Raw genomic sequence first — 25,902 nt, forward strand, 5'->3', positions numbered from 1 at the left:
GAGAGGAACACCCATGAACACCGATCAGACGAACACCGATCAGATCACCCCCGACGAGCCCGAGCGCCGACCCCTCGGCTTCTGGCTCAAGCTCGTCGACCGCCGCATCTCCGAGGAGATGGAGACGCTCTTCGCCGCCGACGGCATCACCCGCCGCGACTGGCGGATGCTGAACCTCCTCGCCGGGACGGCGCACGACGAGCACCTCGCCGACCGCCTGCACGCCAAGCCCCACGTCCTGCACCGCATGGTGGATCGCGGGTGGGTCGCCGGCTTCCCGCCGGAGATCACCGAAGCCGGGCGCGAGGCACGCGACCGGCTCGAGTCACAGGTGAACGCACTCCGCGAGCGCGTCGCCGGCGCGGTCTCGCCCGAGGACTTCGCGACGACGTTGCGAAGCCTCGAGGCCATCGCCCGCGAACTCGGCTGGGACGAGTCGCAGCCGCTCCCCCGCGGGCGCCGCGGGGGCCGCCGATTCGGTCATCGCCATCACGGCATGCCGATGCACGGCTTCGGCCCTCGCGACGGCTTCGCCCCGCGCGCTGACGTCGCCCCGCGCGACGGCTTCGGCCCGCGCGACGGCTTCGGCCCCTGGCGTCACCGCGGCCACCGGGTCGCGCCGCAGGACGTGCATGTCCACGTGCACCTGCACGACGGCGCCGGCGCCGGCGCCGACGACGGTGCCCGAGGCGAGCAGCACCGGCGAGGCGCATAACCACCGGGTCGCGACCGCCGGACCGACAGGACCGGCGGTCGCGACATGCGCATCAGTCGTCGCCGGTGGATGCCTCGCCCGCGGCCGCCCCGGCTCCCCGCGCGTTGTACACCACGGCGTCGGATGCCCCGAACGCGCGGAACACCTCGATCGCGTCGTCATGGCCGACGCCGACCGACACGCGGATGCCACGTCGCTCGAACTCCCCGACCCAGTCCTCGGGCATGGGACCCTCGTCGAACCCCGTGAGCTCCTCGACCTCGGCGCCCTCGCCCGCGATCGTGAGCGCGCGCACGCCCGACCACATCGTGGCGCCGTAGCACATGACGCACGGCCGCCAGTTGACGACGAGTTCCAGCTCCGCGCCCTCGGCGCCGAGGTCCCACCGCCCGAGCCTCCGTTGCGCGAGGCTCAGCGCCATCATCTCGGCGTGCATCGCGCTCAGGTCGGTGCCGAGCACGACGTTGACGCCGACGGAGACGAGCTCGCCCGACCTCCGGTCCACCACGAGCGCCGCGAACGGGCCGCCGTTGCCGGCCCGCCAGTTTCGATCGGCGAGTTCGTTCGCGAGCGCCGTGCGCTCCTCGACGGAGCCGAGCGGCCGAGCGGCGACCTCGTCGAGGGCGTCGACGAGCCACTCGGGCAACGACGCGGAGAAGGCGGTGGCGAACGGCTCATCCATGCGCCCCATTCTCTCGCGAGGGCCTCGGATCCGAGCACTCCCCTCGAACGGGGGGAGGCGGGCGGGTAGGGTGAGGGCCGGGTGCGACGAGGAGGAGGGCGAAGGCTGATCCGTGACCACGACGCTCAAGGTGAAGCAGCGACGACAGCAACGTCGGCGCGCGATCGGGTACGTCCTCATCACGGCCGGCCTGGCCGTTTCGATCTGGGTGAGCACGCTGCTCGCCCCGCCGCCGTGGCTGCACACGCTCGCGGTGTTCGCCCATCTCGCGTCGCTCATCATCGGGCTGGGCGCGGTGCTCGCGGTGGAGTGGTACGCCCTGCTCTGGTCCACCGAGTGGCGGTCGGTACGCGACCTCCGCCAGGTCGACGTCACCCTGAGACCGTTGATCTGGGTCGGCCTCATCGGCCTGCTCGCATCGGGCGCCCTGCTGCAGCCCGATCTGGAGGCGCCGACGACCATCCTGAAGCTCGTCGCCGTGCTGGTCGTCTCGCTCAACGGCGTCGCGCTCACGCAGTGGACGGCCTACCTCGCCCGGTTCCCACGGAAGATGCGCTTCCGTGCGCTCCCGCGGCGGGCTCGGATCCGGTTCATCGCCACCGCAGTGCTCTCGCAGGCCGCCTGGTGGACGGCGGTCGTCATCGGGATGCTCAACTCCACCACGTGACCCCGCCCGGTTCTCCACAGCCCCACTGGGCCCCCCGAGAAACCCGATATATGCTCGCCTTCATCCCCCGTACCACACCCGAGGACGATTCGATGTCCGAAGCACTCGTGACCGACGCCCCCACGCGAGGCCCACGATGAGCGCCGACACGTCCGGGCCGCGGCGCGAGCGGCGCCGGCTTCGCCGGGTGCGCCGCCGTCGCACGGTCTGGGCGATCGCCGCCGGCACGGCGCTCGTGCTCGTCGCCGCCGGGGGCGCCGTCGCCGCCGCGATCATGAACGGTCAGGATCCGTCCGACGAGGCGCAGGACGCGCTCGAGACGCCGGCCGAGGCGGAGCCCATCGTGTTCCCCGAGGACGAACCGGCGGCGAGCGCCGGCGCCGAACCGTGCACGAAGGTGACCGTCCTTTCGTCGCTCGAGAACTTCGAGATGGTGTCCCGACTGGTCGAGGGCTACAACGCCCAGCCACGCGACATCGACGGCAGTTGCGTGACGGTCGTGGCGACGAGGGACAAGTCCGGCCTCGCCGCCGAGGACGCCGCAGCCGGCTTCCCCGAGCTGGCCGCCGACGAGCGCCCCACCGTCTGGATCCCCGACGCCAGCTCGTGGCTCGCGACGGCCCGCACGTTGGGTGGCGGCGTGAACGTGCCCGCCGAGGGCACCAGCATCGGGTCATCCGACATCGTGATCGCCATGCCCGCGGCACTCGCTGCCGCGATCGGGTGGGATCGGGAGCGCCCGAGCTGGGACGACGTCTTCGCCGCCGCCGAGGACGCGGAGGCATGGAGCGATCTCGGCCATCCCGAGTGGGGCGAGTTCAAGCTCGGCAAGACGAGCCCGCTCATCGCCTCGTCCGGCGAGGCAGCGCTGCTCGCCTCCTACGGGTCCGCGGCGGGCTCCGTCGGCGAGTTGACGGTCGAGCAGATCCGCGATGCGAGCGTGACCGAAGAGGTCCGGCAGCACGAGCTCTCGACCAGCCACTACATGGCGACCCCCGAGCACTTCCTCTGGCATGCCCGTCAGTCGGAGGACAAGGGGTCGGTCGCCGACTTCCTCTCGGCGGTCATCGTCGACGAGAAGTCCGTGTGGGACTACAACCGCGGAGTCACGAGCCGCGACGGCATCACCCGCGTGGCGAGCGATCCGCCGGCCGAGCAGCTCGTGCCGATCTACCCGAGCGACGGCTACTTCGTCGCCGACAATCCCGCCGTCGTGCTCGGCGGGTCCTGGGTGGGCGAGGCCGAGGCCGCCGCCGGCCAGGACTTCCTGCGCTTCACCGGCACCAAGCAGGGCCAGCAGATCGTGCGCGAGTCGGGCTACCGCGACCTCAACCGCACGTTCGACCCGCTGGTCGCCGAGGTCGGCCGCCTCGCAGACGACCAGTCCGACCGACTGCCGTTCCCTGACGGCAAGGTGATCCGGGCGATGCACGAGGCGTTCCCCGAGGTGCGCAAGCGCGCTGCGGTGCTGTTCCTCGTCGACGTGTCGGGCTCGATGGAGGAACCGATCGCGACGGGCGCGTCGAAGCTGGCCGCGGCGAAGGACGCCATCACACAGGCGCTGGGGCACTTCACACCCGGCGACGAGGTCGGCCTGGCCGCGTTCTCGGCCGTCGACGACGGCCCCATCAGCCCCGGACTGGTGAGTCCCGTGGCCGACATCGGCGAGACGCGCGCCGACTTCCTCAAGGCTCTCGGATCGCTCCGACCCGTGGAGTTCACCCCGCTCTACGCGGCCGTCGACGAGTTCGCGCGTCAGCGCGCCGCCGACTGGAATCCCGATCGCATCAATGCGATCGTCCTCCTGAGCGACGGCAAGAACGAGACCGCCGCGCCGACGATCGACGCTCCGCAGACGCTCACGAACCTCGACGCACTCCATCACGACACGCCGGTGCTCGTGTTCACGCTCGCCTACGGCGCCGATGCCGACGTCTCGACCCTGCAGTCGATCTCGAGCGCGACTGGCGCCCACTTCTACGACGCCACGGATCCGACGAAGGTCCGCGACGTCCTCGGCGACCTCGTGACGAGCTTCTAGCCCACCTGGGGCAACACCCTCACGGTCACCTCGACCGTCGTGGTGTTGCCCGCGGCATCCGTCGCCTCGAACGTGGCGACGTACACGGCGCCCTGCCGCGCGAGCAGCTCCACCTCGGTGTCGGACACGATGCGGTAGTCGGCCTTGTGCCCCGTGGCCTCGATCCCGACGAGCTCGACCGTGACGTCGCGGCCGGAGTTGTCGGTCGCGTCGATGTCGAACTCCACCGTGTGCCACTGGGCATCGGGCGGGAATACGGCCTCGGGGTCCGCCGTCACCTCCAGCTCAGGAGCGGTGTTGTCGAGCTCGAGGCCGATGAGCACGGGGTCGTGATCGCTCGAACGGTAGGCGTCGGACGCGTACAGGGCGTCCTGCGCGGGCTTCTTGAACGTCATGTCGTAGTCGATGAGGCTCGGCTCGTCGGCGTTGACTGCCCACGTCGTGGCCTCGACGACGTCATCGACGAGGCCCGTTCCCGCGAGCCCGTAGTCGAGGTAGCCGAGCTGTCCGTCGAACACGTACGAGTAGGCGTACTCGCCCTGGTCGCGCAGGAGCAGGTCCGTGTAGCCGGCCTCCGTGAGCACCTGGATCGGGTCCTCCTGGTCGTACGAGTTCAGGTCGCCGATGATGAGTTCGCGACCCGGAGCGGCCGCCGTCGGCCCGGTGGCCAGCCAGTCGACCATGGCCGCGGCCGCCTCGGTGCGCACGATGTTGCAGTTGCCCTGGCCGTTCGGGTCCTGCGGCTCGCCGGCGCAGGCCGACCCCTTCGACTTCAGGTGGTTCACGACCACCGCGACGTCGCCGCCGGTCTGGTTGTCGGTGAAGGCCTGCGCGAGCGCCGGACGGTTGTGGTCGTCGATCCAACGCGGGTCGACGGACTCGTCGAGCACGGCGTGGTCACCGGCGGGGGTCACCTCGGCGGGCTTGTAGATGAGCGCTGTCGTGATCACGTCGGTGCCCAGCACGCCGGTCGAGATGAAGTTGTACGTTCCCGCACCCATCTCGGCGTTCAGCGCGTCGACCAGGGCGCTCACCGCGGTGTCGCCGTTGTTCTCGATCTCGATGAGGCCGACGATGTCGGCGTCGAGCTGCGAGATCGCGCTCACGATCTTGTCCTGCTGGCGCTCGAACTCCACCGCGTCGCTCGCTCCCCGCGAGCCGAAGGTCGTGAAGTAGTTCAGCACGTTGAAGCTCGCGACCGTGGTCGAACCTCCGACCACCGGAGCCTCGGGCCGCGGGTTCGCAACATCGAAGTCGGCGCCCTGCGTCGGCTGCACCGCCCAGGTGTCGAACCGGTAGTCGAGCACCCCGGTGACGTTCGTCACGAGGTCGCCGCCGCGGAACAGGTTGTCGAGCGTGAACTCGGCACCGTTGGGGTGGATCGCCGGGTCGGGGTTCTCCTCGCTGCGGCCGTCGTCGATCGTGATCCGGTTCAGCGCGTTCTCCTCGGCGAGCGCGATCGCCTCGGGCGACCCGGCGTCGTAGACCGCGGTGGGCTGGTGCTGGCGATCGGTGCCGACGGTGATCAGGCCGTAGCGGCCGTACTCGAAGAACTCGAGGATCGAGAGCGTCTGCGGCAGGGTGACGCGCATGCCCTCGAGCGGCTCGTAGTCGGCGGGCCCCGCGGGCAGGCTGAACTCGGCGGCCGTCGGCAGCGCCTCGCCCGAGGCGCAGATCGCGTTCGCCGTGGCGGTGACCTCGGTCATGCCGAAGAACTCGCTCACCGTGCCGGCGATGTGCACCACGTCGCCCTCGGCGACGTCGAGACCGGTCGGCGCGTACACGAAGATGCCGTCGGATGTCGCAGCGTCGCCGTCGCCGGCATCCTGCAGGTAGTAGCCCTCGAAGCCGCCGACCTGGAAGTCGCCGGTGACGACGCCCTCGATCTGGACGGATGCTCCGACCACGGGCGAGGCGTCGCCAGGTCCCTGCACGGAGCCGATCGTGACGGTCGGCGCCGCACAGTCGGCGGGCGGCAGCGGCACGACGACGACGGTCAGCGAGTTGCGCGCGCCGGGCGTGTTCGCCGCCTCGCCGGCGACGAGCGAGCCGGTCCGGCCCGGAATGCCGGCGAGGTCGAAGTCGTTGCGCACCCAGTCGGCCGTCGAGTCGGTGTCGGTGCCGTCGGGGATGCGCGAGGCGCCGCCGGGCGCGAACGGCAGGCCGTCGTACTCGGCGGTCAGCACGGTATCGCCGTAGGCGAAGTCGCTCGCACCGCCGTCGTGCACCGCGATGGAGTCGACGACGGTGAGGCCGGCGACGTCGTCGAGGACGCCGTCATCGTCGGCGTCGAGGTCGTCGCCGAGCGCTCCGGCGAAGCCCGTGACGAGCAGCAGCGAGACGGTGCCGTTCTCGAGCGTGTTGGCGGCAAGCCACGTGATCGAGCGACCATCGGCGTCGGCGGCGTCGAGCGAGACGACCTCGTCGACGACGCCGAGCGACGAACCGCCGTCGCCCTCGATCTCGAGCACGCGGAAGTCGCTGAGATCGGTGCCCGGCTCGACCAGCACCTCGACGTACTCGACGTCGGTGCCGGCGGTCGAGGACGAGAACTCGTTGATCACGGGCTCCTGCGGCCCGACCTCGCCGCAGAAGTGAGCACCCAATCCGTCGAAGGTGTCGGTCGCGTAGCCCTCCCACTCGAGCGCAGGGTCGAACACGTCGGTCTGGTCGGTGTCGCCGACGCACACCGACGCCATGCGGCGCAGCGTGTTGTCGGCGGTGGACACCAGTCCGGTGCCCCACTGGGAGCCCGGGTCGAACCCGACCTGGCCGATCGCGTCGACCACGGCGTCGCCGCGCGTCAGCACGATCGCGTCGTCGCCGTTGTACCAGCTGGCGCTGCTCGTCTGGTCGGCGACGGCGAGGACGCCGGCGCTCGCGGACCCGTGTGCGACGACGTGCACGTCGCCGGGTGCCACCGTGCCGGTGAGCGCGACGGTGGTGCCGGCCGCGGTGTTGCCGTTGAAGTACATCTCCACCGAGTACGCACCGGCCGCCAGGTCGACGGATGCCTCGGTCGGGTTGTAGATCTCGATCGCCTTGTTGAACGACGACCCCTCGACGACCTCGCTGATGAGGAGCTCGGTCGGCGTCGCCTCCTCGGCCGCCGCGGGACTCGCGGCGAGCCCGACGGCCAGGAGCGACGCGGTCGCGAGGGTGACGGTGACACGGCGGACGGAGAGATGCATCAGGACTCCCTGGCTCAACGCGCGGGTGTCGGCCTGACCCCCGAGACGAGGGTCAGACTACGGGAGCGGATCCGGCCGGTGGAAGGCCCCCGAATGGGAAGAACAGGTGAACGGCTCACATGTGCAGGCGGGGCATCCGACTGTGCACATCTGAGCACGCGCCCGAGCGGTCAGAGATGGATGGCGCGGTTGACGTAGTTCGACGTGACGACCATGCCGACCTTCTCGTAGAGGCCGAGTGCACCGGTGCGGGAATCCGTGCTGAGCTCCGAGACGGTCGCCCCGTGCGCCCGGCCCTGGACGAAGGCGTCCACCAGCAACGCCTGCGCGATGCCGCGGTTGCGCCGGTCGGCACGGGTCGCCAGGCGGTCGACGTAGGCCGTGTCGTCGGCGAGCACGACCACCGCGGCGCCGACGACGTCGCCGACGTCATCCGTGACGACGCGCAGGTTCCACGGCTCGAAGCCGGGGCGCTCGAGCACCGAGGCGGTGAAGTCCTCGAAGCTCTCGCGAGCGCGCCTCGACCACTCCAGGAAGGCGTCCTCGAGCACGTCGTGCATCGCGCGCAGGTCGGCCGGACCCGCCTCCCCGATCGCGTAGCCGGGCGGCAGCGCGCGCCGTGGAATCTCCGTTCCCTCGGGGAGTTCCAGCACCCAGCTGTTCCAGCGCACGTGGTAGCCGAGGCCGGCGAGCAGACGGTCGCCGGCCGACCCGACGAACACCGGCATGCCGACCACGTCGGATCCCCCGCGGCGCGCGGCCTGTCGGATCCAGTCGGCGATCCACGTGCCGATGCCGCGGCCGCGCCACTCGGGATGCACAGCCGCGGCGGCCCGGTCGTGCCCGACCAGCTCGCCGTACGCCACGATCCGGTCGCCGTCGAGCACCGCGATCGAGCGTGCGGCCAGGTCGTGGCTGGGCCGGCTCCAGCCGGAGACGAGATCGGCCTCCTCGATGTTCACGCGGCCGGTGTCCTCGCGTTCCTGCGCGGCGATCAGCTCGAAGGCGGGCCGCGAGTCCTCGCGCGTCAGCGGGCGGGTGGTCAGGTCGGCGGGAAGCCGCGGCGAAGTCGTCACGGCGTGATCATAGGGGCATCCCGTGCCGAGGCTCGGCGCCGGCGCCGGTCATCGGTGCTGCTGCTCCGAGCCTGAGAGCCGCTGCGCGATGTAGATCGGGATGATCGACACCAGCACGAGCACGACCGCGATGACCGACACGATCGGCGCCTGGTTCGGCCGGAACATGTTGTTCAGGATGAAGATCGGCAGCGTCGTGACGCCCGAGCCGGCCGTGAACGTGGTCACGATGATCTCGTCGAACGACAGCGCGAACGCGAGCAGTCCGCCGGCGAGCAGGGCCGACCGCAACTGCGGGAAGGTCACGAGCCGGAACGTCGTCCAGATGCCGGCGCCGAGGTCGGCGGATGCCTCCTCGAGGTTCGTGCCCTGGCGCCGCAGGCGGGCGATCACGTTGTTGAAGACCGTGACGATGCAGAACGTGGCGTGCGCGATGACCACCGTCCAGATCGACAGCGGCACGCCCATGATCGTGCGGAAGAAGTTGTTGAGCGCGATACCGGTGATGATGCCCGGCAGCGCGATCGGCAGGATGACGAGCAGGCTGATGGCGTCGCGGCCGAAGAAGTCGAAGCGCTGCAGGGCGAGCGAGATGAGCGTGCCGAGCACGAGCGAGATGGCGGTCGCGATGATCGCAACCTGCACGCTCGTGGTCACCGCCTCGATCGCGCCCGCACTCTGGAACGCGCGCACCCACCACTCGAAGGTGAAGCCGGGCGGCGGCCAGGTGAGCGACGTGGACGTCGAGAACGAGTTCACGAGCACGACGAGCAGCGGCACGTACACCGCCACGAGGATGACCGCGGTGACGACGCCGAGTGCCGTGCGGGAAAGACGTGAGAGGCGCATCCGTGACCCTTAGAGGTTGTCGAGCGCACCGGTGCGGCGCACGAGGAAGAGGTACCCGAAGATGATCACGATCGGGATGAGCGCGATCGCCGATGCGAGCGGCAGGTTGTTGGCCGCGCCCACGTTCGTGTACACGAGGTTGCCGAGCATCTGGCTGGCGCCGCCGACGATGTTCACGGTGATGTAGTCGCCGAGCGAGAGCGAGAAGCTGAAGATGGTGCCCGCGATGATGGCCGGGAGCACCAGCGGGAAGACCACATGGCGGATGGTCGGCCAGGTCCGCCCACCCAGGTCGGCGGATGCCTCGAGCAGCGAGTCGGGCACCCGCTCGAGCCCGGCGTAGATCGGGAGGATCACGTACGGCAGCCACAGGTACGACAGCGTGATGATGGTCGCCGGCAGGCCGTAGCCGGGCGTGTGACCGCCGAACGGCGACACCAGCCACTCGAGGATGCCGTCCTGGGAGAGCACCGAGCGCCACGCGTACGCCTTCACGAGGTAGCTCGCCCAGAGCGGCGTGAGCACCATGATGACGAGGATGCGCTGCATCCGCGGCGTCGCGACCTTCGCCATGTAGAACGCGATCGGCAGCGCGAGCAGCACGTCGATGATGGTCACCGCGAGCGCCACCCCGATGGTGCGCAGCGTCACCGTCTGGTAGAGCGAGCCGGTGAGCACCTTGATGATGTTGTCGAGGGTCCACTCGGTGCGCACCTGGCCGGTGAAGCTGTCGACCGACCAGAACGCGGTGATGAGCAGCAGCACCAGCGCGACGATGTAGACGACGACGAGCCAGAACAGCGGTGCGGTGAGCAGCAGCGCCAGGCGCGCCCTCGGGTGGGTCGCGAGGAAGGCGGAGCCCTTCCGCCCGAAGTCGGCGCGGCGAGCGGGCAGTGGATGCCTCGTCGGGGCGTTCGTCGTCATGCGTGTCCTGTCGTGTCGGATGCTGCGGGCCGGGGAGCCGGCGGGGTGGCCGTCTCCCCGACCCGCGCGGGCGGGGAGGTTCAGCCCTTGATCTCCTGCCAGGCCTCGGTCCAGGCCGCGTAGTCGACGCACTCCACATCGGTGCGACCGTCGACGCACTCGGCGATCGGGGTCGTCCAGTACCAGATCTGCGACGCGTAGTCGGCGTCACCGGCGTGGTAGGCCTCGCAGTCCTCGCGGAACTCGCACGCGGCGTCGTTCGACGGCGCCTCGCCGAAGTACGAGGTCGCGGCGGCGTTCGCCTCGGGGCTCGCGATGTGGTTCAGCCACGCGTACGCGCAGTTCGGGTTGGCGGCGTCGGACGAGATCATCCAGGTGTCCGACCAACCGGTCGCGCCTTCCTCGGGCAGCACGACCGCGGTCGACGCGCCCTCCGACTCGAGCACGTTCTGGATGACCTGCCAGGTGGTGCCGACGACCGAGTCGCCGGTCTGGAAGGCCTGGATCTCCTTGAGGTAGTCCGACCAGTACTCGCCGACGTGCTGGCGCTGCTCCTTCAGCAGGTCGACCGCGGCCTGGAACTGCTCCTCGTCGAGTGCGTACGGGTTCTCGATGCCGAGCTCGGGCTGGTGGGCCATGAGGTAGACCGCGGCATCCGCGATGTAGATCGGGGAGTCGTACGCGGTGACCTTGCCGCTGAACTCGCTCGCCCGGTCGAATACGACGTCCCACGAGGTGGGCGCCTCGGTGACGACCTCGGTGTTGTACATGAGCAGGTTCGCGCCGTAGCCGTGCGGCACGCCGTACGACTCGCCGTCGACGGAGTTCCACTCCTTGTCCTTGAGGAAGTCGTAGATGCCGTCGTAGTTCGGGATGAGGTCGGTGTTGACCGGCGCCACGTCGCCGGCGGCGATGAGCCGCAGCGTCGCGTCGCCCGAGGCGGCCACGACGTCGTAGTCGCCGGACTTCATGAGGTTGACGGCCTCGTCGGAGGTGCCGTAGGTCTTCGACTCGACCTCGCAGCCGGTCTCCTCCTCGAAGGAGCTGACCCAGTCGACGGCGGGGTCGTTCGACCCGTCCTCGACGTAGCCGGGCCACGCGAGGATCGAGACCTGGCCCTCCATCTCGCCGAGCTCCTCGGCGGCCTCGCCGCCGCCGGTGCCTCCGGACTGGGTGCCGCAGGCGGTGAGCACCGCGATCGAGGCGATCGCGAGTCCCACCGTCGCGCCGCGGCGCGCGGTGAGCGGATTCCGCTTCATGGTTCTCTCCTGTTTCTCTGTGTGTGGTGCATGGTGGTGGTGCAGGTCGTTGTTCGCGGGTCGAGGAGCGGCGGAGCCGCGTCTCGAGACCAGGTCACGTGGATGCCGCGGCCGCGGCATCCGTCACCGATACGGGCGTGGCGAGCGCGATCACGTCGGCGTCGTGCCAGGTGACCACCACGCGATCGCCGCGTTCGTCGTCGTGCACGCGGTGACGGTCGTTCTGCTCGAGCACGCTGACTCGCGTTCCCGCGTCGAGGTCGACGACGATGCGGATGCCGCTGCCGAGGTAGATCGTCTCGACCACGGTGCCCGGCGCATTGTGCACGTCGTCGCCGGTCTCGCCGCTGCCGACCGTCATCTTCTCGGGACGCACGGAGTGCAGGCCCGCTCGACCGAGGAGCTGCTGCGACACCGAGTCGTCGAACAGGTTCGACGTGCCGACGAAGTCGGCGACGAACCGTGAGGCCGGGCGCTCGTAGAGTTCGGCCGGCGTGCCGAGCTGCTCGATGCGCCCGTTGTTGAACACGGCGATGCGGTCGGAGAGGGTGAGCGCCTCCTCCTGGTCGTGCGTGACGAAGATGAACGTGATGCCGAGGTCGCGCTGGATCTCCTTGAGCTCGACCTGCATCTGCTCGCGGAGCTTCAGGTCGAGGGCGCCGAGCGGCTCGTCGAGGAGCAGCACCTTGGGCTGCACGACCGTTGCTCGGGCGAGGGCGACGCGCTGGCGCTGACCGCCCGAGAGCTGCGAGGGCTTGCGGTCGCCCATCTGCTCGAGTCGCACCGAGGCGAGCGCCCGGCGCGCACGCTCGTTGCGCTCCTTGCGGCCGATGCCGCGCACGCGCAGGCCGTAGGCGACGTTCTCGAGCACGCTCATGTGCGGGAACAGCGCGTAGTCCTGGAACACGGTGTTGACGTCGCGGTCGAAGGGCGCGCGCTTCGTGACATCCTCCCCGAAGAGTTCGATGGTGCCCGAGGTCGGCTGTTCGAAGCCCGCGATGAGCCGCAGCACCGTGGTCTTGCCAGATCCCGACGGACCGAGCATCGAGAAGAACTCGCCGGCGGCGATCTCGAGGTCGACATGGTCGACGGCGGTGACGGCGCCGAACTCCTTGGTGAGCCCGGTGAGCCGGATGGCCGGCTGCTGGTCGGTCATGGCGTCCCCTTCGATGCATTCGCGATGTTCGCGCACGCCGGTCAACTGGCGATACTCAAAATCATATGGATCCAGATGTCTAAATCCAGTCACGCGTGTTACGGTCTTGTCACGGATTTCGAGCACGGATGCCGGGAGGTCGGATGCCGCAGGCCACCGGCCGCGCCGATGCCACGCGCGCGGTCGTCTTCTCGCCGCTCGACGGAGCGGGCCGCGCCGAGCTCGTCGAGCAGCGCCTGACCGACGCGATCGTCTCGGGCGTGCTGCGCGACGGCGAGCGCCTTCCGAGCGAGTCCGAGCTCGCCCGGAGCCTCGGCGTCGCGGTCGTCACCGCCCGCGAGGCGCTGGTGGCGCTGCGCGACAAGGGCCTCGTGCACACCAAGCGCGGCCGCGACGGCGGCAGCTTCGTGACCCACGACCGCGACGCGACCACGCGCATGGTCGACGAGCGCGTGCGCTCGCTCAGCCGCATCGAATTGCGCGACCTCTCGTTGCACTACGCCGCGATCGCGGGCATGGCGGCCGAGATCGCCGCCGACCGGGCGAGCGAGGACGACCTCGCGAGCCTCATCGAGATCGACGCCCGCGCCGACCTCGCGACACCCGGCGGGGCGCGCCGCGCGATGGGTCGGTTCCAGCTCGAGATCGCCGCCGTGAGCCAGTCGCCTCGACTGGTGCACGAGGAGCTGCGGCTGCAGGCCGAGGCCGGGCCCTTGCTCTGGCTGTGCCTGCGGGAGCAGGATTCACGTGACCGCAGTCGCGCGGCGAGGCTCGAGGTCATCGAGGCCGTTCGCGACGTGCAGCCCGAACGCGCACGTCGCGCGACGACCGACCACATCGCCTCGGCCGTGGAGTGGCTCATCGACGAGAAGGTGCGCCTCGAACAGGCCGCGGCCGCCCCGGCGGCCACCGCGACCGCCCGACATCCGGAAGGAGCGAGGCCATGAGCGTCGACGTCGACGTCACCGCCGAGCACATCACCCGGCGCATCGCCTCAACGATCGACCCCGTCTTCGCCATGATCGAGGGCTGGCGCGACGTGCTCGAGCGCGAGCTCGCGGGACCCTACGCCGGCGCGCTCACGGGCGACGGCGAGCCGACCGCCGAGAGGCTCGATCCCGTCGTCGCGGCGCTCGTGAGCGGCGAACTCGATCGCGAGGGCAGTCTCATCACCGGCGCCGGCTTCGTCGCGGCGCCGGGCTTCCTCGCCGACGCGCCATGGCACCTCGCCTGGTGGCTCAGCGGCTCGAACACGTTCGGCCCCGGCTCCGGACTTCGCCGGCTCTCGACCGTCGACGACCCCGACTCCGAGCAATTCCGCGACTACACGACGCTCGAGTGGTGGCGGGTGCCCGCACGCACGGGCACCCGGCACCTCACGGGGCCTTACGTCGACTACCTGTGCACCGACGACTACACCGTGACGATCACGACGCCCGTGCGCGTCGCCGGCGAGATGGTCGGCCTCGTGGGCACCGACCTCTACGTCGCACGCCTCGAGCAGGTGCTGCTCCCGGTGATCCGCGAGTCGGGGCATCCCTGCACCCTCGTGAACGCGTCGGGCCGCATCGTGGCGTCGACCGACGCCCGGCGACCGACCGGGGCGCTGCTGCGCCTCGAGGGCCTGTCCGAGGCCCTCGCGCCGCTGCGCGATGCCGTCACGGTGACGGATGCCGCGTCGCTGCCGGGTGGCGAGGCCGTCGTGCCGTGCGGCGACACGTCGCTGGCGCTCGTGCTGGAGGCCTGAGCGGCACGTTCCGCCCGCTCGAGGCGCCCGCAAGCGTCGGCGCCGACCTCAGTCGACGTGCTCGGCGAGCGGCCGGAGCACCTCGGGGTCGGCGCCCGCAGCGAGGAGCCGCGACACGAGGCCCCGGCGCGCCAGCCGGTACGGCTCGTTCGACCCCGTCATGACGGAGCGGGTGTTCGCCGTGTCGAGCAGGGCGATGAACTCGAACGCGAGCTGTTCGCCGTCGGTGTCTGGGGCGAGCTCGCCCTGCGCGACCGCGTAGCCGAGCGAGACGCGCACGTAGTCGCCCCAGCTGTCGTACGCCTGCGCGATCGCGTCGCGCACCGGCCCCGGCTTGGAGTCGAAATCGGCCACGGCGGCGGCGAAGAAGCATCCGCCGGGGAAGATCCGATCGCGGGAATAGGCGATCCACCCGTCGAGCAGGGCCACGATGCGATGGATGCCCCGGGGCGCCGCCTGTCGGGCGGGCTCGAGCACCGTCTCGCGGAACCGCTGCGCGGCCGCCTCGACGGTGGCGAGTTGCAGGCGTTCCTTCGTGCCGAAGAGCGTCGCCACGTTGCTCTTGCTCACCTGCGCGGCGGTCGCGAGCCGTCCGATCGACAGCCCGTCGAGGCCTTCGAGCGACGCGATGTCGACGGCGTTCGCGAGCACGAGGCGGCGCGAGGCATCCCCTCGAACCCTGCGGCCATCGATTTCCGGCATGCCCTTCAGTTTACGCACGAACGGTCGTATAGTACACATACGACCGTTCGTGTTCATTGAACGGACGTCACGAACACTCTGATCACCGCTGCCCTGGAGGCCGCCATGCAACTCAGCACCACCCTCGCCCTCGCCGCCGTGCGCGCGGCCGATGCCGTCTCGCCGACGCTCACCGCGCGCCTGGCCATGCCGCTGTTCCGGCAAGTGGGCCCGGCGCTGCCCGTGCGATCCGGCGACCGTGCCGTGCATGACCATGGCGAGCGCGGCACGATCACGGTGCGCGGACGCGACATCGTCACCTATGCGTGGGGGAACGGCCCCGAGACCGTGCTGCTCGTGCACGGCTGGCGCGGGCGGGCGTCGCAGTTCGGCGCGATCGTGCGTGAGCTGCGAGCAGAGGGCCTACGGGTCGTCGCATTCGACGCGCCCGCCAACGGCGAGTCCGGCGGGCGTCGCACCGACATCCGCGACTACCTCGGGGCCATCGAGGTGCTGCAGCGCAAGCACGGGATGTTCCGCGTCATCGTCGGGCACTCGTTCGGCGCGCTCGCCGCGGTCACCGCCGTGCGCGAGGGCACGGCCGCGGGCGGCGTCGTCGCGATCGCCGGCATGGCCGACGCCCGCTACCTCGTCGACTCGTTCGCGGCTCGCGTCGGCATGCGGCAGGCGAGCGCCGACGTGCTCTCCCGGCGATTCATGGGCATCATCCAGCCCGGGGTCGACGAGCCGTTCGCACGCTTCGACGCGGTCGCCGACCCTCTGCCGGCAGAGGTCCCGCTCCTCGTCGTGCACGACCGCGGCGACCGCGAGGTGGCCGTCGACGAGTCGCTGCGGTTGCACGAAGCGCACGGCGACCGGTCGCGGCTGGTCGTCACCGAGGGCGCAGGTCACTCCCGCGTGCTCGGTGCGGACGTGACGCTCGATGCGGTGACGGCGTTCGCCACGGGCGGGCTCGCCGCGTTGGACGCAGCCGGGATCGGTGCCGACGTCGTCGGAGTCGGCGACGGCGCGACCGGGGGAGTCGGCAGCGGGGCTGCAGCATCCGCGTGAGGCCGATCGCCGACGGCCTCCATCGGTTCCGTGGGCAACCACGTGCACGGACTTTCCACCGACCACGCGACTTGTCCTCCACAGGGGCGCGACCCTAGACGTTTTCCACAGGTATTTGACCTGGTCAGAGACGGTTTACGAGCGGTCGTGAATGTCAGTGGGTGGTGATGGGATAGTCCCATGACGATCCCCGACGCAACCGGCGCGGCCGACGCTGCCGTGGGCGACCCTGCCGCCGCGTTGCGCGCCGATGTCGAGGCGATCGTCGCGCTGGAGCGCATGATCCGGGCCGCGCAGGCGGAGCAGCTCCGGCTGATCCGGAGGGCGCACGGGTATGCGCACGCGGTCGAGGGCGTGCACGACGGCTCCCCCGCGGGCGAGCGGGAGTTCGCGACCCGCGCGTTCATCGCCGAGGTCGCGACCGCGCTCGTCATTCCCGAGGCCACCGCGAGCGGCTTGGTCGCCGATGCCGGGGTCGCGGGCCGGCACCCGGCGACACTGACGGCGCTCGCGACCGGATCGATCGGCTTGCCGCAGGCACGGTCGATCTTCGACGCGGTGATCGGGCTGCCCGCTGCGGCGGCGGCGGCGCTCGAGGAGGCGGCGCTGGAGCGGGCGCCCTCGCAGACGAACGCGGCGCTGCGACGCCGGCTCCGCACCCTCAGGGAACGACTGCACCCCGAGCTCCTCGGCACCGGGCACCGAGTCGCCGTCGCCGAACGGCGGGTCGTGATCGAACCCGCACCCGACGGCATGGCCTGGCTCAGTCTCTACCTGCAAGCCGAACGCGCCCACGCGATCAAGCACCGCCTCGACGCCAGCGCCGCAGCGAGCGACAACCCAGAAGCGCCGTCCGCCGACCCGCGCACGCACGGCCAAAGCGTGCTCGACGCTGCCGCCGACCTGCTCCTGGCCGGGTCCCGCACCGGCCCCGATGGCCGACCGGTCGACGGTGACGCGGCGATCCTGCCGCGGGTGCTGGTCACCGTGCCGGTGCTCACCCTCCTCGGACACACCGACGAACCCGCCGAACTCGACGGGTACGGTCCGATCGATACAGACACCGCCTGCTGGCTCGCGGGGAAAGCCCGTTCCTGGCAGCGGATCCTCACCCACCCCGAGACCGGGGCGTACCTGTCCTACGGCCGCACCCGGTACCGGGTGCCCGCCGACCTCGCCGGCTACCTGCGAGTCCGCGACGGCACTTGCCGGTTCCCCGGCTGCAACCGCCGTGCCGAAGGATGCGACTTCGACCACACCACCGACTGGGCCCACGGCGGCGGCACCTGCGCCGCGAACATCGCCGTGCTCTGCCGAAAGCACCACCGCCTGAAACACCGAACACGCTGGCGCATCACGCTAGAGCCCGGCGGCGTGATCCGCTGGACCTCACCCGCCGGCCGCGACCACACGACCCAACCCGAGAACCCCTTCCTCGAACGACCCGACGCGAGCGCGCAGTCGGAAGACGCCCCGGCAGACGAGCATGATGACGCGGCCTGAACTCGAGCATCCACGTGCGCCCATCTGCGCGGCGGCGACGGCGAGCAAATGCGTATCTATATGGATATACGCCCGATATGTACACACTTGAGCTAGACTGGAGCCTATGGTGGCGGTGAATGAGACGGTAACGACTCGGCAGTTGCGTGATGGACTGGCCGAGGTGATCGGCCGTGCCGCGTATGCACATGAGCGGGTCGGAATCACCCGGCATGGAAAGCTCGCCGCCGTGGTCATCAGTGTCGAGGATCTCGAGTCGCTCGAGGCGTTCGAGATGGCCCGTGACCTGCAGGAGTTCAGGGCTGCGAAGCGCGACGATGACGGTGGCCGGGTGTCACTGGGCGAGCTGCGCGCTGAGCTCGCAGAGTGACCTACCGGGTCGAGCTGACGACCGCCGCAGCACGTCAGGTTCGGAAGCTCGAGCCTGCCGTTCGTCGGCGAGTGCTGCATGCGCTCAGTGAGCTCGAGGTGGATCCTAGGCCCGGCGGGGTCAAGAAGCTGACCGGGTTGGAGAACGCTTGGCGGCTCCGTGTCGGCGACTACCGCATCCTTTACGAGATTGAGGATGACGTTGTATTGGTCACGGTGTTCCGAGTCGCGCATCGGCGCAACGCCTACGAATAGCACCCCGCATCGAGCAATGGCCGTCGGCCGTGCCTCGTACGCTGGCGTGATGGATGCCGGGACGGAAACCAAGCCCACAGCGCACGACGCAACGCCGGAACCCCGACGGATCCCCGCATGGGCGCCCGTGCTCATCGGCGTCGCGTCGGCGACCCTCGGCCTGCTGCCCTGGCTGATCACGGGCATGCGGCTTCCGCTCCAGAACCTCTGGGCGACGGATGCCGCACCCGACGAGTACCCCGTCGTGCTGCTGCCGTTCAGCCAGTACGCGATCACGCTCATCGCCGCCCTCATCGTGACCGGCGCCGCGATCGCGGGCATCGTCGCGCGAGCGACAAGCGCACGGCTTCCGCGGTTCGGCACCGCCGCCATCGTCATCGGCGTGGTCGCGGTGCAGGTCATCGCCACCGTGCAGACCTCGATCGTGGTGCGCGACGGCCTGCAGGAGCGGGGCGAGTCGGCCCTGTACCTCGCCGCGCTCGTCGCGGGCACGTCGCTGATGATCCCGGTCGGCGTGCTGGTGATGCTGCTCATCGCCCGAGCGCCGCGGGCCGGCGCGGTCATCGGTCTCAGCATCGCGGCGGTGGCGTTCGGACCGTGGATCAACGGGCTCGTCGTGCCGTTCGGCACCGCCGGCACCACGGAGCTCGCCTGGCTCCTCGACGTCACCCGCTGGATCCCGCCGGTGCTCGTCGGCGCCGCCATCGCGTGGGGCGGGGTCAACACCGTGGGCCGCGTCCTCGCCGCCGCCTTCGCCCTCCTCGCCCTGTGGGTCGCGCCCGCGCTCATGACCGCGATCTCGAGCGCCGCCGGCAGCCGGGTCCTGGCCCGCCACCCCGCCGAGATGCTCGACTACGGGGCGGGCGTCTTCGGCATGGCGCTCTGGATTCCCGACATCGCCCTGCCGCCCCTCATCGTGGCGGTCGCGGTCGCCGCGGTCGGACTCATCGGCCGCGCGATCGTCACGCGACGTCGCAGATCGGCGGAGCAGGCCGAGCCTTTGCCATGATGAACGAGACCCCCCGGCCACCTGCTCTCGTCGGCATCTCGCACGGCACCTCCTCCGCGGCGGGTCGGGCCGCGGTGCGCGGGCTGCACGATGCCGTCGCCGCGGCGGTCGGCACGCGACATCCGGATGCCCCACCGAGCGTGCGACTCGGACACGTCGACGTCGAGCAGCCCGACGTGCCCGCCACCCTCGCCTCGCTCGAGCCCGGCGAGCCGGCCGTCGTCGTGCCGCTCCTCCTCTCGGCGGGCTACCACGTGCACGTCGACCTCGCCGAGGCCGTGGATGCCTCGGCATCCGACCGGCCCGTGACCCTCGCCGGCGCCCTCGGTCCCGACGACCGGCTCGCCCGGGTGCTCGTCCGTCGCCTCGCAGAGGCAGGCCTCCGCGACACTGACCGCATCGTGCTCGCCGTCGCCGGGTCGAGCGACCGGCGCGCCGTCGACGACTGCCACGACATGGCCGGGCGGCTGGCCGCGGCATCCGGTCGCGAGGTCTCGATCGGGTTCCTCTCCGCGGCCGAGCCGCGGCTCCCCGACGCCATCGCCGCCGCACGCACCGGCGCCGGGCCGGGCCCGCGCGTCGTCGTCGCGAACTACCTCCTCGCACCCGGCTACTTCGACGACCTGGCCCAGGCGGCCGGCGCCGACGTGACGGCGCGGCCGCTCCTCGTCGCCGAGGAACCCCCGCCACGGGAGCTCGTCGACCTCGTGCTCGATCGGTACGCCGCGGCATCCGCTCGCCTTCGCTGACGCCCGCCGCATGTCGGCGGGCGACGCCGTGTGACGCAATGCGACACGACGTGACCGGGCGTGACACGGCCCCCTGTCGAGGGCCGCCGACGTCGCCTAGCTTCGACCGAACACGCCGGAGCGCATCCCGCACCGGCATGAGGAAGGAGGGCGTCGTGACCATCACCACCCCGAGGGCGACGGATGCCGCAGCAGCACGCCCGGCGCGTCCGGCGCGTCCGCCGGCGCGTCCGCACGGCCAGTGGAAGATCGACGGCACGACCCCGCTCAACGCCAACGAGCAGTGGAAGCAGGAGGACGGCGGCCTCGCCGTGCGCGAGCGCATCGAGCGCATCTACGCCGCGGGCGGCTTCGCGAGCATCGACCCGACCGACCTGCACGGGCGATTCCGCTGGTGGGGCCTGTACACGCAGCGCAGGCCCGGCATCGACGGCGGCAAGACCGCCACGCTCGAGCCGCACGAGCTCGAGGACGAGTTCTTCATGCTGCGCGTGCGCATCGACGGCGGGCAGCTCACCACCGGGCAGCTGCGGGTGATCGGCGAGATCTCCACCGAGTTCGCCCGCGACACCGCCGACCTCACCGACCGCCAGAACATCCAGCTGCACTGGGTACGGGTCGAGGACGTGCCCGAGATCTGGCGCCGCCTCGAGGCGGTCGGCCTCGGCACGACGGAGGCGTGCGGCGACGTGCCGCGCGTCATCCTCGGCTCGCCGGTCGCTGGCATCGCCGCCGACGAGCTCATCGACCCGACGCCCGCGATCGAGGAGATCCAGCGCCGCTTCATCGGCGACGAGTCGCTCGCGAACCTGCCGCGCAAGTTCAAGTCCGCGATCACCGGGCACCCCAGCCAGGACGTCGTGCACGAGATCAACGACGTCGCGTTCGTCGCCGTCGAGCATCCGTCGCTCGGGGTCGGGTACGACCTGTGGGTCGGCGGCGGCCTCTCCACGAGCGCGCACCTGGCGGTTCGGCTCGGCGCCTGGGTCGCGCCCGAGCGGGTGGCCGACGTGTGGCTCGGCGTCACGTCGATCTTCCGCGACTACGGCTACCGGCGCCTGCGCAACAAGGCCCGCCTCAAGTACCTCGTCGCCGACTGGGGCGCCGAGCGGTTCCGCGAGGTCCTCGAGACCGAGTACCTGGGCGCCCCGCTCGCCGACGGGCCGGCGGCGCCCAAGCCGCGAGCGCAGGGCGACCACGTCGGCGTGCACCGGCAGAAGGACGGCCGGTTCTACGTCGGCGTCACCCCGTTCGTCGGTCGCGTGTCGGGCTCGACGCTCACGGCCATCGCCGACCTGCTCGAGCGCCACGGTTCGGGTCGCCTGCGCACGACGCCGCACCAGAAGCTCGTGCTGCTCGACATCGAGGAGGCCGCGGTCGAGCGGGTCGTCGCCGAGCTCGACGCGCTCGGCCTGCAGGCGCGGCCCTCGCTGTTCCGGCGCGGCACGATCGCGTGCACGGGCATCGAGTTCTGCAAGCTCGCCATCGTCGAGACGAAGCAGGCGGCGACCGACGCCGTCATCGCGCTCGAGTCCCGGCTCGCCGGGATCGACCTGCCGCACCCGATCAGCCTGCACGTGAACGGATGCCCCAACTCCTGCGCCCGCATCCAGACGGCCGACATCGGGCTCAAAGGCCAGTTGCTCCCCGACGGCGACGGCGGGCAGACGCCCGGCTTCCAGGTGCACCTCGGCGGCGGCCTCGCCTCGGCGACCCGGGAGGAGGCCGGCACCGGGCGCACCGTGCGCGGACTCAAGGTGACCGCCGACGGCCTCGCCGACTACGTCGAGCGTGTCGTGCGTCGCTTCCTCGCCGACCGCGATGCGGCCGCCGACGAGACCTTCGCCGAGTGGGCGCACCGCGCCGACGAGGAGGCCCTGCGATGAGCGCGCTCGCCCCGCGCACCCCCGACGAACTCCGCGCCCTCGCGCAGGCGGGCGACGCGTTGCTCTCGCCCGACGGCGGCCCCGAGGCATCCGCTGACGAGGTCGTCGCCTGGGCGTCCGCGAACTTTGCGACGGATGCCGCGGCCGTCGCCTGCTCGATGGCCGACGCCGTGCTCCCGCATCTGGTCGCCTCACGACTGCCAGGCGTCGACGTGCTGTTCCTCGACACCGGCTACCACTTCGCCGAGACCCACGTGACGCGCGACGAGGTCGCCCGCGCGCTCGACGTGCGCGTGGTCGACGTGCTCCCCGAGCAGACGGTCGCCGAGCAGGACGCCGAGTTCGGCGCCGAGCTGTTCGCGCGCGATCCCGGGCTGTGCTGCGCACGCCGCAAGGTCGCGCCGCTGCAGCGCGCGCTCGGCGGCTACGAGGTGTGGTTCACGGGCGTGCGCCGCGAGGAGGCGCCGACCCGCACGAACACGCCGCTCGTGACGTACGACGAGCGCAACGGGCTCGTGAAGGTGAACCCGCTCGCCGCGTGGAGCTTCGACCAGCTCCTCGACTACGCGGGCGCGCACCAGGTGCCCGTGAACCTCCTGATGTCGCACGGCTACCCCTCGATCGGCTGCGAGCCGTGCACGAAGCCCGTCGCCGCGGGCGAGGATCCGAGGTCGGGCCGCTGGGCCGGCCTCGCAAAGACGGAATGCGGGTTGCACCTGTGAGCGAGACGATCACCACTGCTGCCGTCGAGGCGCCTCCGAGGCTGTCGGCGCTCGACACCCTCGAGTCGGAGGCGATCCACATCATCCGCGAGGTGGTCGCCGAGTTCGAGCGGCCCGTGCTGCTCTTCTCGGGCGGCAAGGACTCGGTCGTCGTGCTGCACCTGGCCGCGAAGGCGTTCTGGCCGGCACGCGTGCCGTTCCCGGTGCTGCACGTCGACACGGGCCACAACTTCCCCGAGGTCATCGACTTCCGCGACCGCACCGTCGAGCGCCTCGGCGTCCGGCTCGAGGTCGCGAGAGTCCAGGACTACCTCGACGACGGCCGCCTGCAGGAACGCGCCGACGGTACCCGCAACCCGCTGCAGACCCAGCCGCTGCTCGACGCGATCGCCGCGGGCAAGCACGACGCCGTGTTCGGCGGCGCCCGCCGCGACGAGGACAAGGCCCGCGCCAAGGAGCGCATCCTGAGCCTGCGCGACGAGTTCGGCCAGTGGGATCCGCGCAACCAGCGCCCCGAGCTCTGGGACCTCTACAACGGTCGCCACACGGTCGGCCAGCACGTGCGCGCGTTCCCGATCTCGAACTGGACCGAGCTCGACGTGTGGCGCTACATCGAGCGCGAGGGCATCGAGCTGCCGCCGCTGTACTACGCGCACGAGCGCGAGGTGTACCGCCGCGACGGCATGTGGCGCGCCGTCGGCCCCGTCTCGCCGCCGCGCGCCGACGAGCACGTGGAGCGCCGCGTCGTGCGGTACCGAACGGTGGGCGACATGAGCTGCACCGGCGCGGTCGAATCGGACGCGGCATCCGTCGCCGAGGTCGTGCGCGAGGTCGCCACCTCGACGCTCACCGAGCGCGGTGCCACGCGGGCCGACGACCGCATCTCGGAGGCCGCCATGGAGGACCGCAAGAAGGACGGGTACTTCTGATGAGCGACCTTCAGCCCCAGGCGCAGACGCTGTTCCGGTTCGCGACCGCCGGATCCGTCGACGACGGCAAGTCCACGCTCGTCGGCCGCCTGCTGCACGACTCGAAGGCGATTCTCGCCGACCAGCTCGAGCAGGTCGCGCGCACGAGCGCAGAGCGCGGCTTCGGCGGCGAGCCCGGCGCGATCGACTTCGCCCTCCTCACCGACGGCCTGCGCGCCGAGCGCGAGCAGGGCATCACGATCGACGTCGCCTACCGCTACTTTTCGACGGGTCGCCGGTCGTTCATCCTCGCCGACTGCCCCGGCCACGTGCAGTACACGCGCAACATGGTCACGGGAGCCGCCACCGCCGACGCCGTCGTCGTGCTCGTCGATGCGCGCAAGGGCGTGCTCGAGCAGACCCGCCGGCACCTCGCGGTCGTGCAGCTCCTGCGCGTGCCGCACGTCATCGTGGCCGTGAACAAGATCGACCTGCTCGGCTACGACGAGGCCGCCTTCGCGGCGGTGGCGACGGATGTCTCCGCGCTCGTGCGCGACCTCGGCCTCCCCGAAGCGCACGTGATCCCGGTGTCGGCGCTCGCGGGCGACAACGTCGTCGAGCGGTCGGCGAACACGCCCTGGTACGACGGCCCGGCGCTCCTCGAGCTGCTCGAGACGCTGCCCGCGCTCGACGAGCTCGAGTCGGATCTCGAGGCGTTCCGGATGCCGGTGCAGCTCGTCATCCGCCCGCAGGGCGCACTGGCGCACGATGTCGCCGACCCCGAGGCCTACCGCGACCACCGCGCCTTCGCCGGGCGCATCTCGTCGGGCACCGTGCGCGTCGGCGACGAGGTGCAGGTGTTCCCGGCGGGGGCCACGACGACCGTGGTGGGCATCGACGCAGGTACGGTAGCCCTCGAGTCGGCGTCGGCGCCGCAGTCGGTCGCGCTTCGCCTCGCCGACGAGCTCGATGCGGCGCGCGGCGCGGTGATCGCGGCATCCGGATCGCTGCCGGCCGCCCGGCGCGAGCTCGAGGCATCCGTCTTCCAGCTCGACCCGAGGCCGCTCGTGCCCGGCGCCCGCGTGCTCGTGAAGTCGGGCACGTCGACCGTGCAGGCGCTCGTGACCGCGGTGCACGGCCGCCGCGACCTGACGACCCTCGCGCTGGAGCCCGCCGGCCGGCTCGAGGTCAACGACATCGGCCAGGTCGCGTTGAGGCTCGCCGCCGAGCTCTCCGTGGAGCCCTACGCCGACCATCGCCGTGCGGGTGCGTTCCTCGTGATCCACCCGCAGGACGGAGCGACCCTCGCGGCCGCGATCGTCACCGGAGCGCCCGCATGACGACTCGCGGATTCGGCGCACAACTCGGCGAGCTCGTCGCGGGCGTCGCGGTGGCGGCCGCGATCGTCATCGTGCCCGTCGTCGTCGGCAGCGTCGGTCGCGCGGCGGCCGAGCCGCCGGGAGTGGATGCCCCGGGCGGAGCGGCCCCAGTGCTGCGGCTCGGCTATCTCGCGAACGTCACGCACGCACCCGCGCTCGTCGGCCTCGAGACCGGCCTCCTCGCCGACGCCCTCGGCGGCACCGACCTCGCGCCGCAGGCGTTCGCCGCCGGACCCGCGGCGATCGAGGCGCTGAGTGCCGGCGCGATCGACGCCGCCTACCTCGGACCGAACCCGGCCGTGAACAGCTTCGTGCAGTCGGGGGGCGCCTCGCTCCGCATCGTGGCCGGGGCCGCCGGCGGGGGCGCGGCGCTCGTCGTGCGCGACGGCATCGAGGACGCGGGCGATCTGCACGGCGCGACGCTCGCGAGCCCGCAGCTCGGCAACACCCAGGACGTCGCCCTGCGCTCCTGGCTCGCCGACCACGATCTCACGACGTCCGCGACCGGTGGCGGCGACGTCGACATCGTGCCGACCGAAAACGCCCGCACCCTGCAGCTGTTCCAGTCGGGCGAGCTCGACGGCGCGTGGCTCCCAGAGCCGTGGGTCTCGCGGCTCGTGTTGGAGGCCGGTGCCGAGGTGCTCGTCGACGAGGGCGAGCTGTGGCCGCACGGCGAGTATCCGACCACGGTGCTCGTGGTGCGCGCGGACTACGTCGCCGAGCACCCCGACACGGTGCGGGCCCTCGTGGCCGGCCATGCGGCATCCGTCGACTGGATCACCGGCCACCCCCACGAGCTCGCCGACGTCGTGAACGACCGCCTCGCGGCCGACACCGGCGCGCCCCTGCCCGACGCGGTCATCGACCGCGCGCTCGACCATGTCTCCGCGACCACCGACCCGTTCGCCGCCACGTTCCCCGCGCTGCAGCGGGCCGCCGTGGACACCGGCACCGGGCGCGACGGCGACCTGCGCGGGCTCTTCGACCTGCGCGCCCTCAACACCGTGCGCGCCGACGCCGGCCTCGCCCCGGTCGAGGCCGCGGGGCTCGGGGAGGAGTGACC

The 25,902-nt window shown here is 71.3% G+C and carries 24 protein-coding genes; 16 read left to right on the plus strand and 8 right to left on the minus strand.

The window, feature by feature from the left end; genetic code table 11:
- Window positions 1–13 precede the first annotated feature (13 nt).
- Entirely contained in the window at window positions 14–715 is a 702-nt protein-coding gene (locus EZM51_RS20505) for a MarR family winged helix-turn-helix transcriptional regulator (protein WP_169053824.1), read from the plus strand.
- 52 nt (window positions 716–767) lie between these two features.
- Here the strand turns inward: EZM51_RS20505 and EZM51_RS07780 are convergent, their stop codons facing one another.
- Window positions 768–1,397 (minus strand): nucleoside deaminase, encoded by a 630-nt coding sequence (locus EZM51_RS07780; RefSeq protein ID WP_136707661.1) that lies wholly within the window; start codon window positions 1,395–1,397, stop codon window positions 768–770.
- A 112-nt stretch (window positions 1,398–1,509) separates the two neighbouring features.
- Between EZM51_RS07780 and EZM51_RS07785 the strand changes: the two genes are divergently transcribed.
- Together EZM51_RS07785 and EZM51_RS07790 are read left to right on the plus strand one after the other, a co-directional pair.
- Window positions 1,510–2,064, plus strand: coding sequence for a hypothetical protein (locus EZM51_RS07785; RefSeq protein WP_136707662.1), 555 nt, complete (start codon window positions 1,510–1,512; stop codon window positions 2,062–2,064).
- A 136-nt stretch (window positions 2,065–2,200) separates the two neighbouring features.
- Complete coding sequence (locus tag EZM51_RS07790; protein ID WP_136707663.1) at window positions 2,201–4,105, plus strand: substrate-binding domain-containing protein; 1,905 nt, start codon at window positions 2,201–2,203, stop codon at window positions 4,103–4,105.
- Here EZM51_RS07790 and EZM51_RS07795 read toward each other — a convergent pair.
- From EZM51_RS07795 to EZM51_RS07820, 6 genes are all read right to left on the minus strand, one after another.
- Window positions 4,102–7,296 (minus strand): ExeM/NucH family extracellular endonuclease, encoded by a 3,195-nt coding sequence (locus EZM51_RS07795; protein ID WP_248305522.1) that lies wholly within the window; start codon window positions 7,294–7,296, stop codon window positions 4,102–4,104. The two genes, EZM51_RS07790 and EZM51_RS07795, sit on opposite strands and share 4 nt — an antisense overlap.
- Window positions 7,297–7,466: 170 nt before the next feature.
- The gene (locus tag EZM51_RS07800) at window positions 7,467–8,372 is read right to left on the minus strand and encodes a GNAT family N-acetyltransferase (protein WP_136707664.1); all 906 of its coding nucleotides are present in this window, start codon (window positions 8,370–8,372) and stop codon (window positions 7,467–7,469) included.
- Window positions 8,373–8,420: 48 nt separating this feature from the next.
- Window positions 8,421–9,221: an ABC transporter permease gene (locus tag EZM51_RS07805; protein ID WP_136707665.1), complete on the minus strand. Its 801-nt coding sequence runs from the start codon at window positions 9,219–9,221 to the stop codon at window positions 8,421–8,423.
- Between the two features lie 9 nt (window positions 9,222–9,230).
- A complete protein-coding gene (locus EZM51_RS07810; RefSeq protein WP_136707666.1) occupies window positions 9,231–10,145 on the minus strand; it encodes an ABC transporter permease in 915 nt (304 codons plus the stop codon).
- 80 nt (window positions 10,146–10,225) lie between these two features.
- Window positions 10,226–11,404: an ABC transporter substrate-binding protein gene (locus EZM51_RS07815; RefSeq protein ID WP_136707667.1), complete on the minus strand. Its 1,179-nt coding sequence runs from the start codon at window positions 11,402–11,404 to the stop codon at window positions 10,226–10,228.
- Window positions 11,405–11,498: 94 nt separating this feature from the next.
- Complete coding sequence (locus tag EZM51_RS07820; RefSeq protein WP_136707668.1) at window positions 11,499–12,560, minus strand: ABC transporter ATP-binding protein; 1,062 nt, start codon at window positions 12,558–12,560, stop codon at window positions 11,499–11,501.
- Between the two features lie 143 nt (window positions 12,561–12,703).
- On the opposite strand from EZM51_RS07820, the gene EZM51_RS07825 reads away from it, so the two are divergent.
- Window positions 12,704–13,507 carry a GntR family transcriptional regulator gene (locus EZM51_RS07825; protein ID WP_169053825.1) on the plus strand — a complete coding sequence of 268 codons (804 nt, stop codon included), beginning with the start codon at window positions 12,704–12,706 and terminating at the stop codon, window positions 13,505–13,507.
- Window positions 13,504–14,307 (plus strand): cache domain-containing protein, encoded by an 804-nt coding sequence (locus EZM51_RS07830; RefSeq protein WP_136707670.1) that lies wholly within the window; start codon window positions 13,504–13,506, stop codon window positions 14,305–14,307. Before EZM51_RS07825 ends, EZM51_RS07830 begins: the two co-directional genes overlap by 4 nt.
- A 48-nt stretch (window positions 14,308–14,355) precedes the next feature.
- Here the strand turns inward: EZM51_RS07830 and EZM51_RS07835 are convergent, their stop codons facing one another.
- Window positions 14,356–15,009, minus strand: coding sequence for a TetR/AcrR family transcriptional regulator (locus EZM51_RS07835; protein ID WP_136707671.1), 654 nt, complete (start codon window positions 15,007–15,009; stop codon window positions 14,356–14,358).
- A 105-nt stretch (window positions 15,010–15,114) separates the two neighbouring features.
- On the opposite strand from EZM51_RS07835, the gene EZM51_RS07840 reads away from it, so the two are divergent.
- The 11 genes from EZM51_RS07840 to EZM51_RS07890 all read left to right on the plus strand — a co-directional run bounded on the left by EZM51_RS07840 (window position 15,115) and on the right by EZM51_RS07890 (window position 25,900).
- Window positions 15,115–16,059, plus strand: a complete 945-nt coding sequence (locus EZM51_RS07840; protein WP_136707672.1) for an alpha/beta hydrolase — start codon at window positions 15,115–15,117, stop codon at window positions 16,057–16,059.
- Between the two features lie 180 nt (window positions 16,060–16,239).
- Window positions 16,240–17,562 (plus strand): HNH endonuclease signature motif containing protein, encoded by a 1,323-nt coding sequence (locus tag EZM51_RS07845; protein ID WP_136707673.1) that lies wholly within the window; start codon window positions 16,240–16,242, stop codon window positions 17,560–17,562.
- Window positions 17,563–17,668: 106 nt separating this feature from the next.
- Window positions 17,669–17,932, plus strand: coding sequence for a type II toxin-antitoxin system Phd/YefM family antitoxin (locus EZM51_RS07850; RefSeq protein ID WP_136707674.1), 264 nt, complete (start codon window positions 17,669–17,671; stop codon window positions 17,930–17,932).
- Window positions 17,929–18,186 (plus strand): type II toxin-antitoxin system RelE/ParE family toxin, encoded by a 258-nt coding sequence (locus EZM51_RS07855; protein ID WP_136707675.1) that lies wholly within the window; start codon window positions 17,929–17,931, stop codon window positions 18,184–18,186. The genes EZM51_RS07850 and EZM51_RS07855 overlap by 4 nt, the downstream gene beginning before the upstream one ends.
- Before the next feature lie 49 nt (window positions 18,187–18,235).
- Window positions 18,236–19,195, plus strand: a complete 960-nt coding sequence (locus EZM51_RS07860) for a hypothetical protein (protein WP_136707676.1) — start codon at window positions 18,236–18,238, stop codon at window positions 19,193–19,195.
- The gene (locus EZM51_RS07865; protein WP_136707677.1) at window positions 19,195–19,944 is read left to right on the plus strand and encodes a CbiX/SirB N-terminal domain-containing protein; all 750 of its coding nucleotides are present in this window, start codon (window positions 19,195–19,197) and stop codon (window positions 19,942–19,944) included. Before EZM51_RS07860 ends, EZM51_RS07865 begins: the two co-directional genes overlap by 1 nt.
- 161 nt (window positions 19,945–20,105) lie before the next feature.
- Window positions 20,106–21,830 (plus strand): nitrite/sulfite reductase, encoded by a 1,725-nt coding sequence (locus EZM51_RS07870; RefSeq protein ID WP_282568137.1) that lies wholly within the window; start codon window positions 20,106–20,108, stop codon window positions 21,828–21,830.
- Entirely contained in the window at window positions 21,827–22,552 is a 726-nt protein-coding gene (locus EZM51_RS07875) for a phosphoadenylyl-sulfate reductase (RefSeq protein ID WP_136707679.1), read from the plus strand. The genes EZM51_RS07870 and EZM51_RS07875 overlap by 4 nt, the downstream gene beginning before the upstream one ends.
- Window positions 22,534–23,481, plus strand: a complete 948-nt coding sequence (gene cysD / locus EZM51_RS07880) for a sulfate adenylyltransferase subunit CysD (RefSeq protein ID WP_136707680.1) — start codon at window positions 22,534–22,536, stop codon at window positions 23,479–23,481. The genes EZM51_RS07875 and cysD overlap by 19 nt, the downstream gene beginning before the upstream one ends.
- Entirely contained in the window at window positions 23,481–24,800 is a 1,320-nt protein-coding gene (locus tag EZM51_RS07885) for a GTP-binding protein (protein ID WP_136707681.1), read from the plus strand. Before cysD ends, EZM51_RS07885 begins: the two co-directional genes overlap by 1 nt.
- Window positions 24,797–25,900 carry an ABC transporter substrate-binding protein gene (locus EZM51_RS07890; protein WP_136707682.1) on the plus strand — a complete coding sequence of 368 codons (1,104 nt, stop codon included), beginning with the start codon at window positions 24,797–24,799 and terminating at the stop codon, window positions 25,898–25,900. The genes EZM51_RS07885 and EZM51_RS07890 overlap by 4 nt, the downstream gene beginning before the upstream one ends.
- Window positions 25,901–25,902 lie beyond the last annotated feature (2 nt).

The sequence above is a fragment of the Agromyces sp. H66 genome (assembly GCF_004959775.1).
Taxonomy (GTDB): domain Bacteria; phylum Actinomycetota; class Actinomycetes; order Actinomycetales; family Microbacteriaceae; genus Agromyces.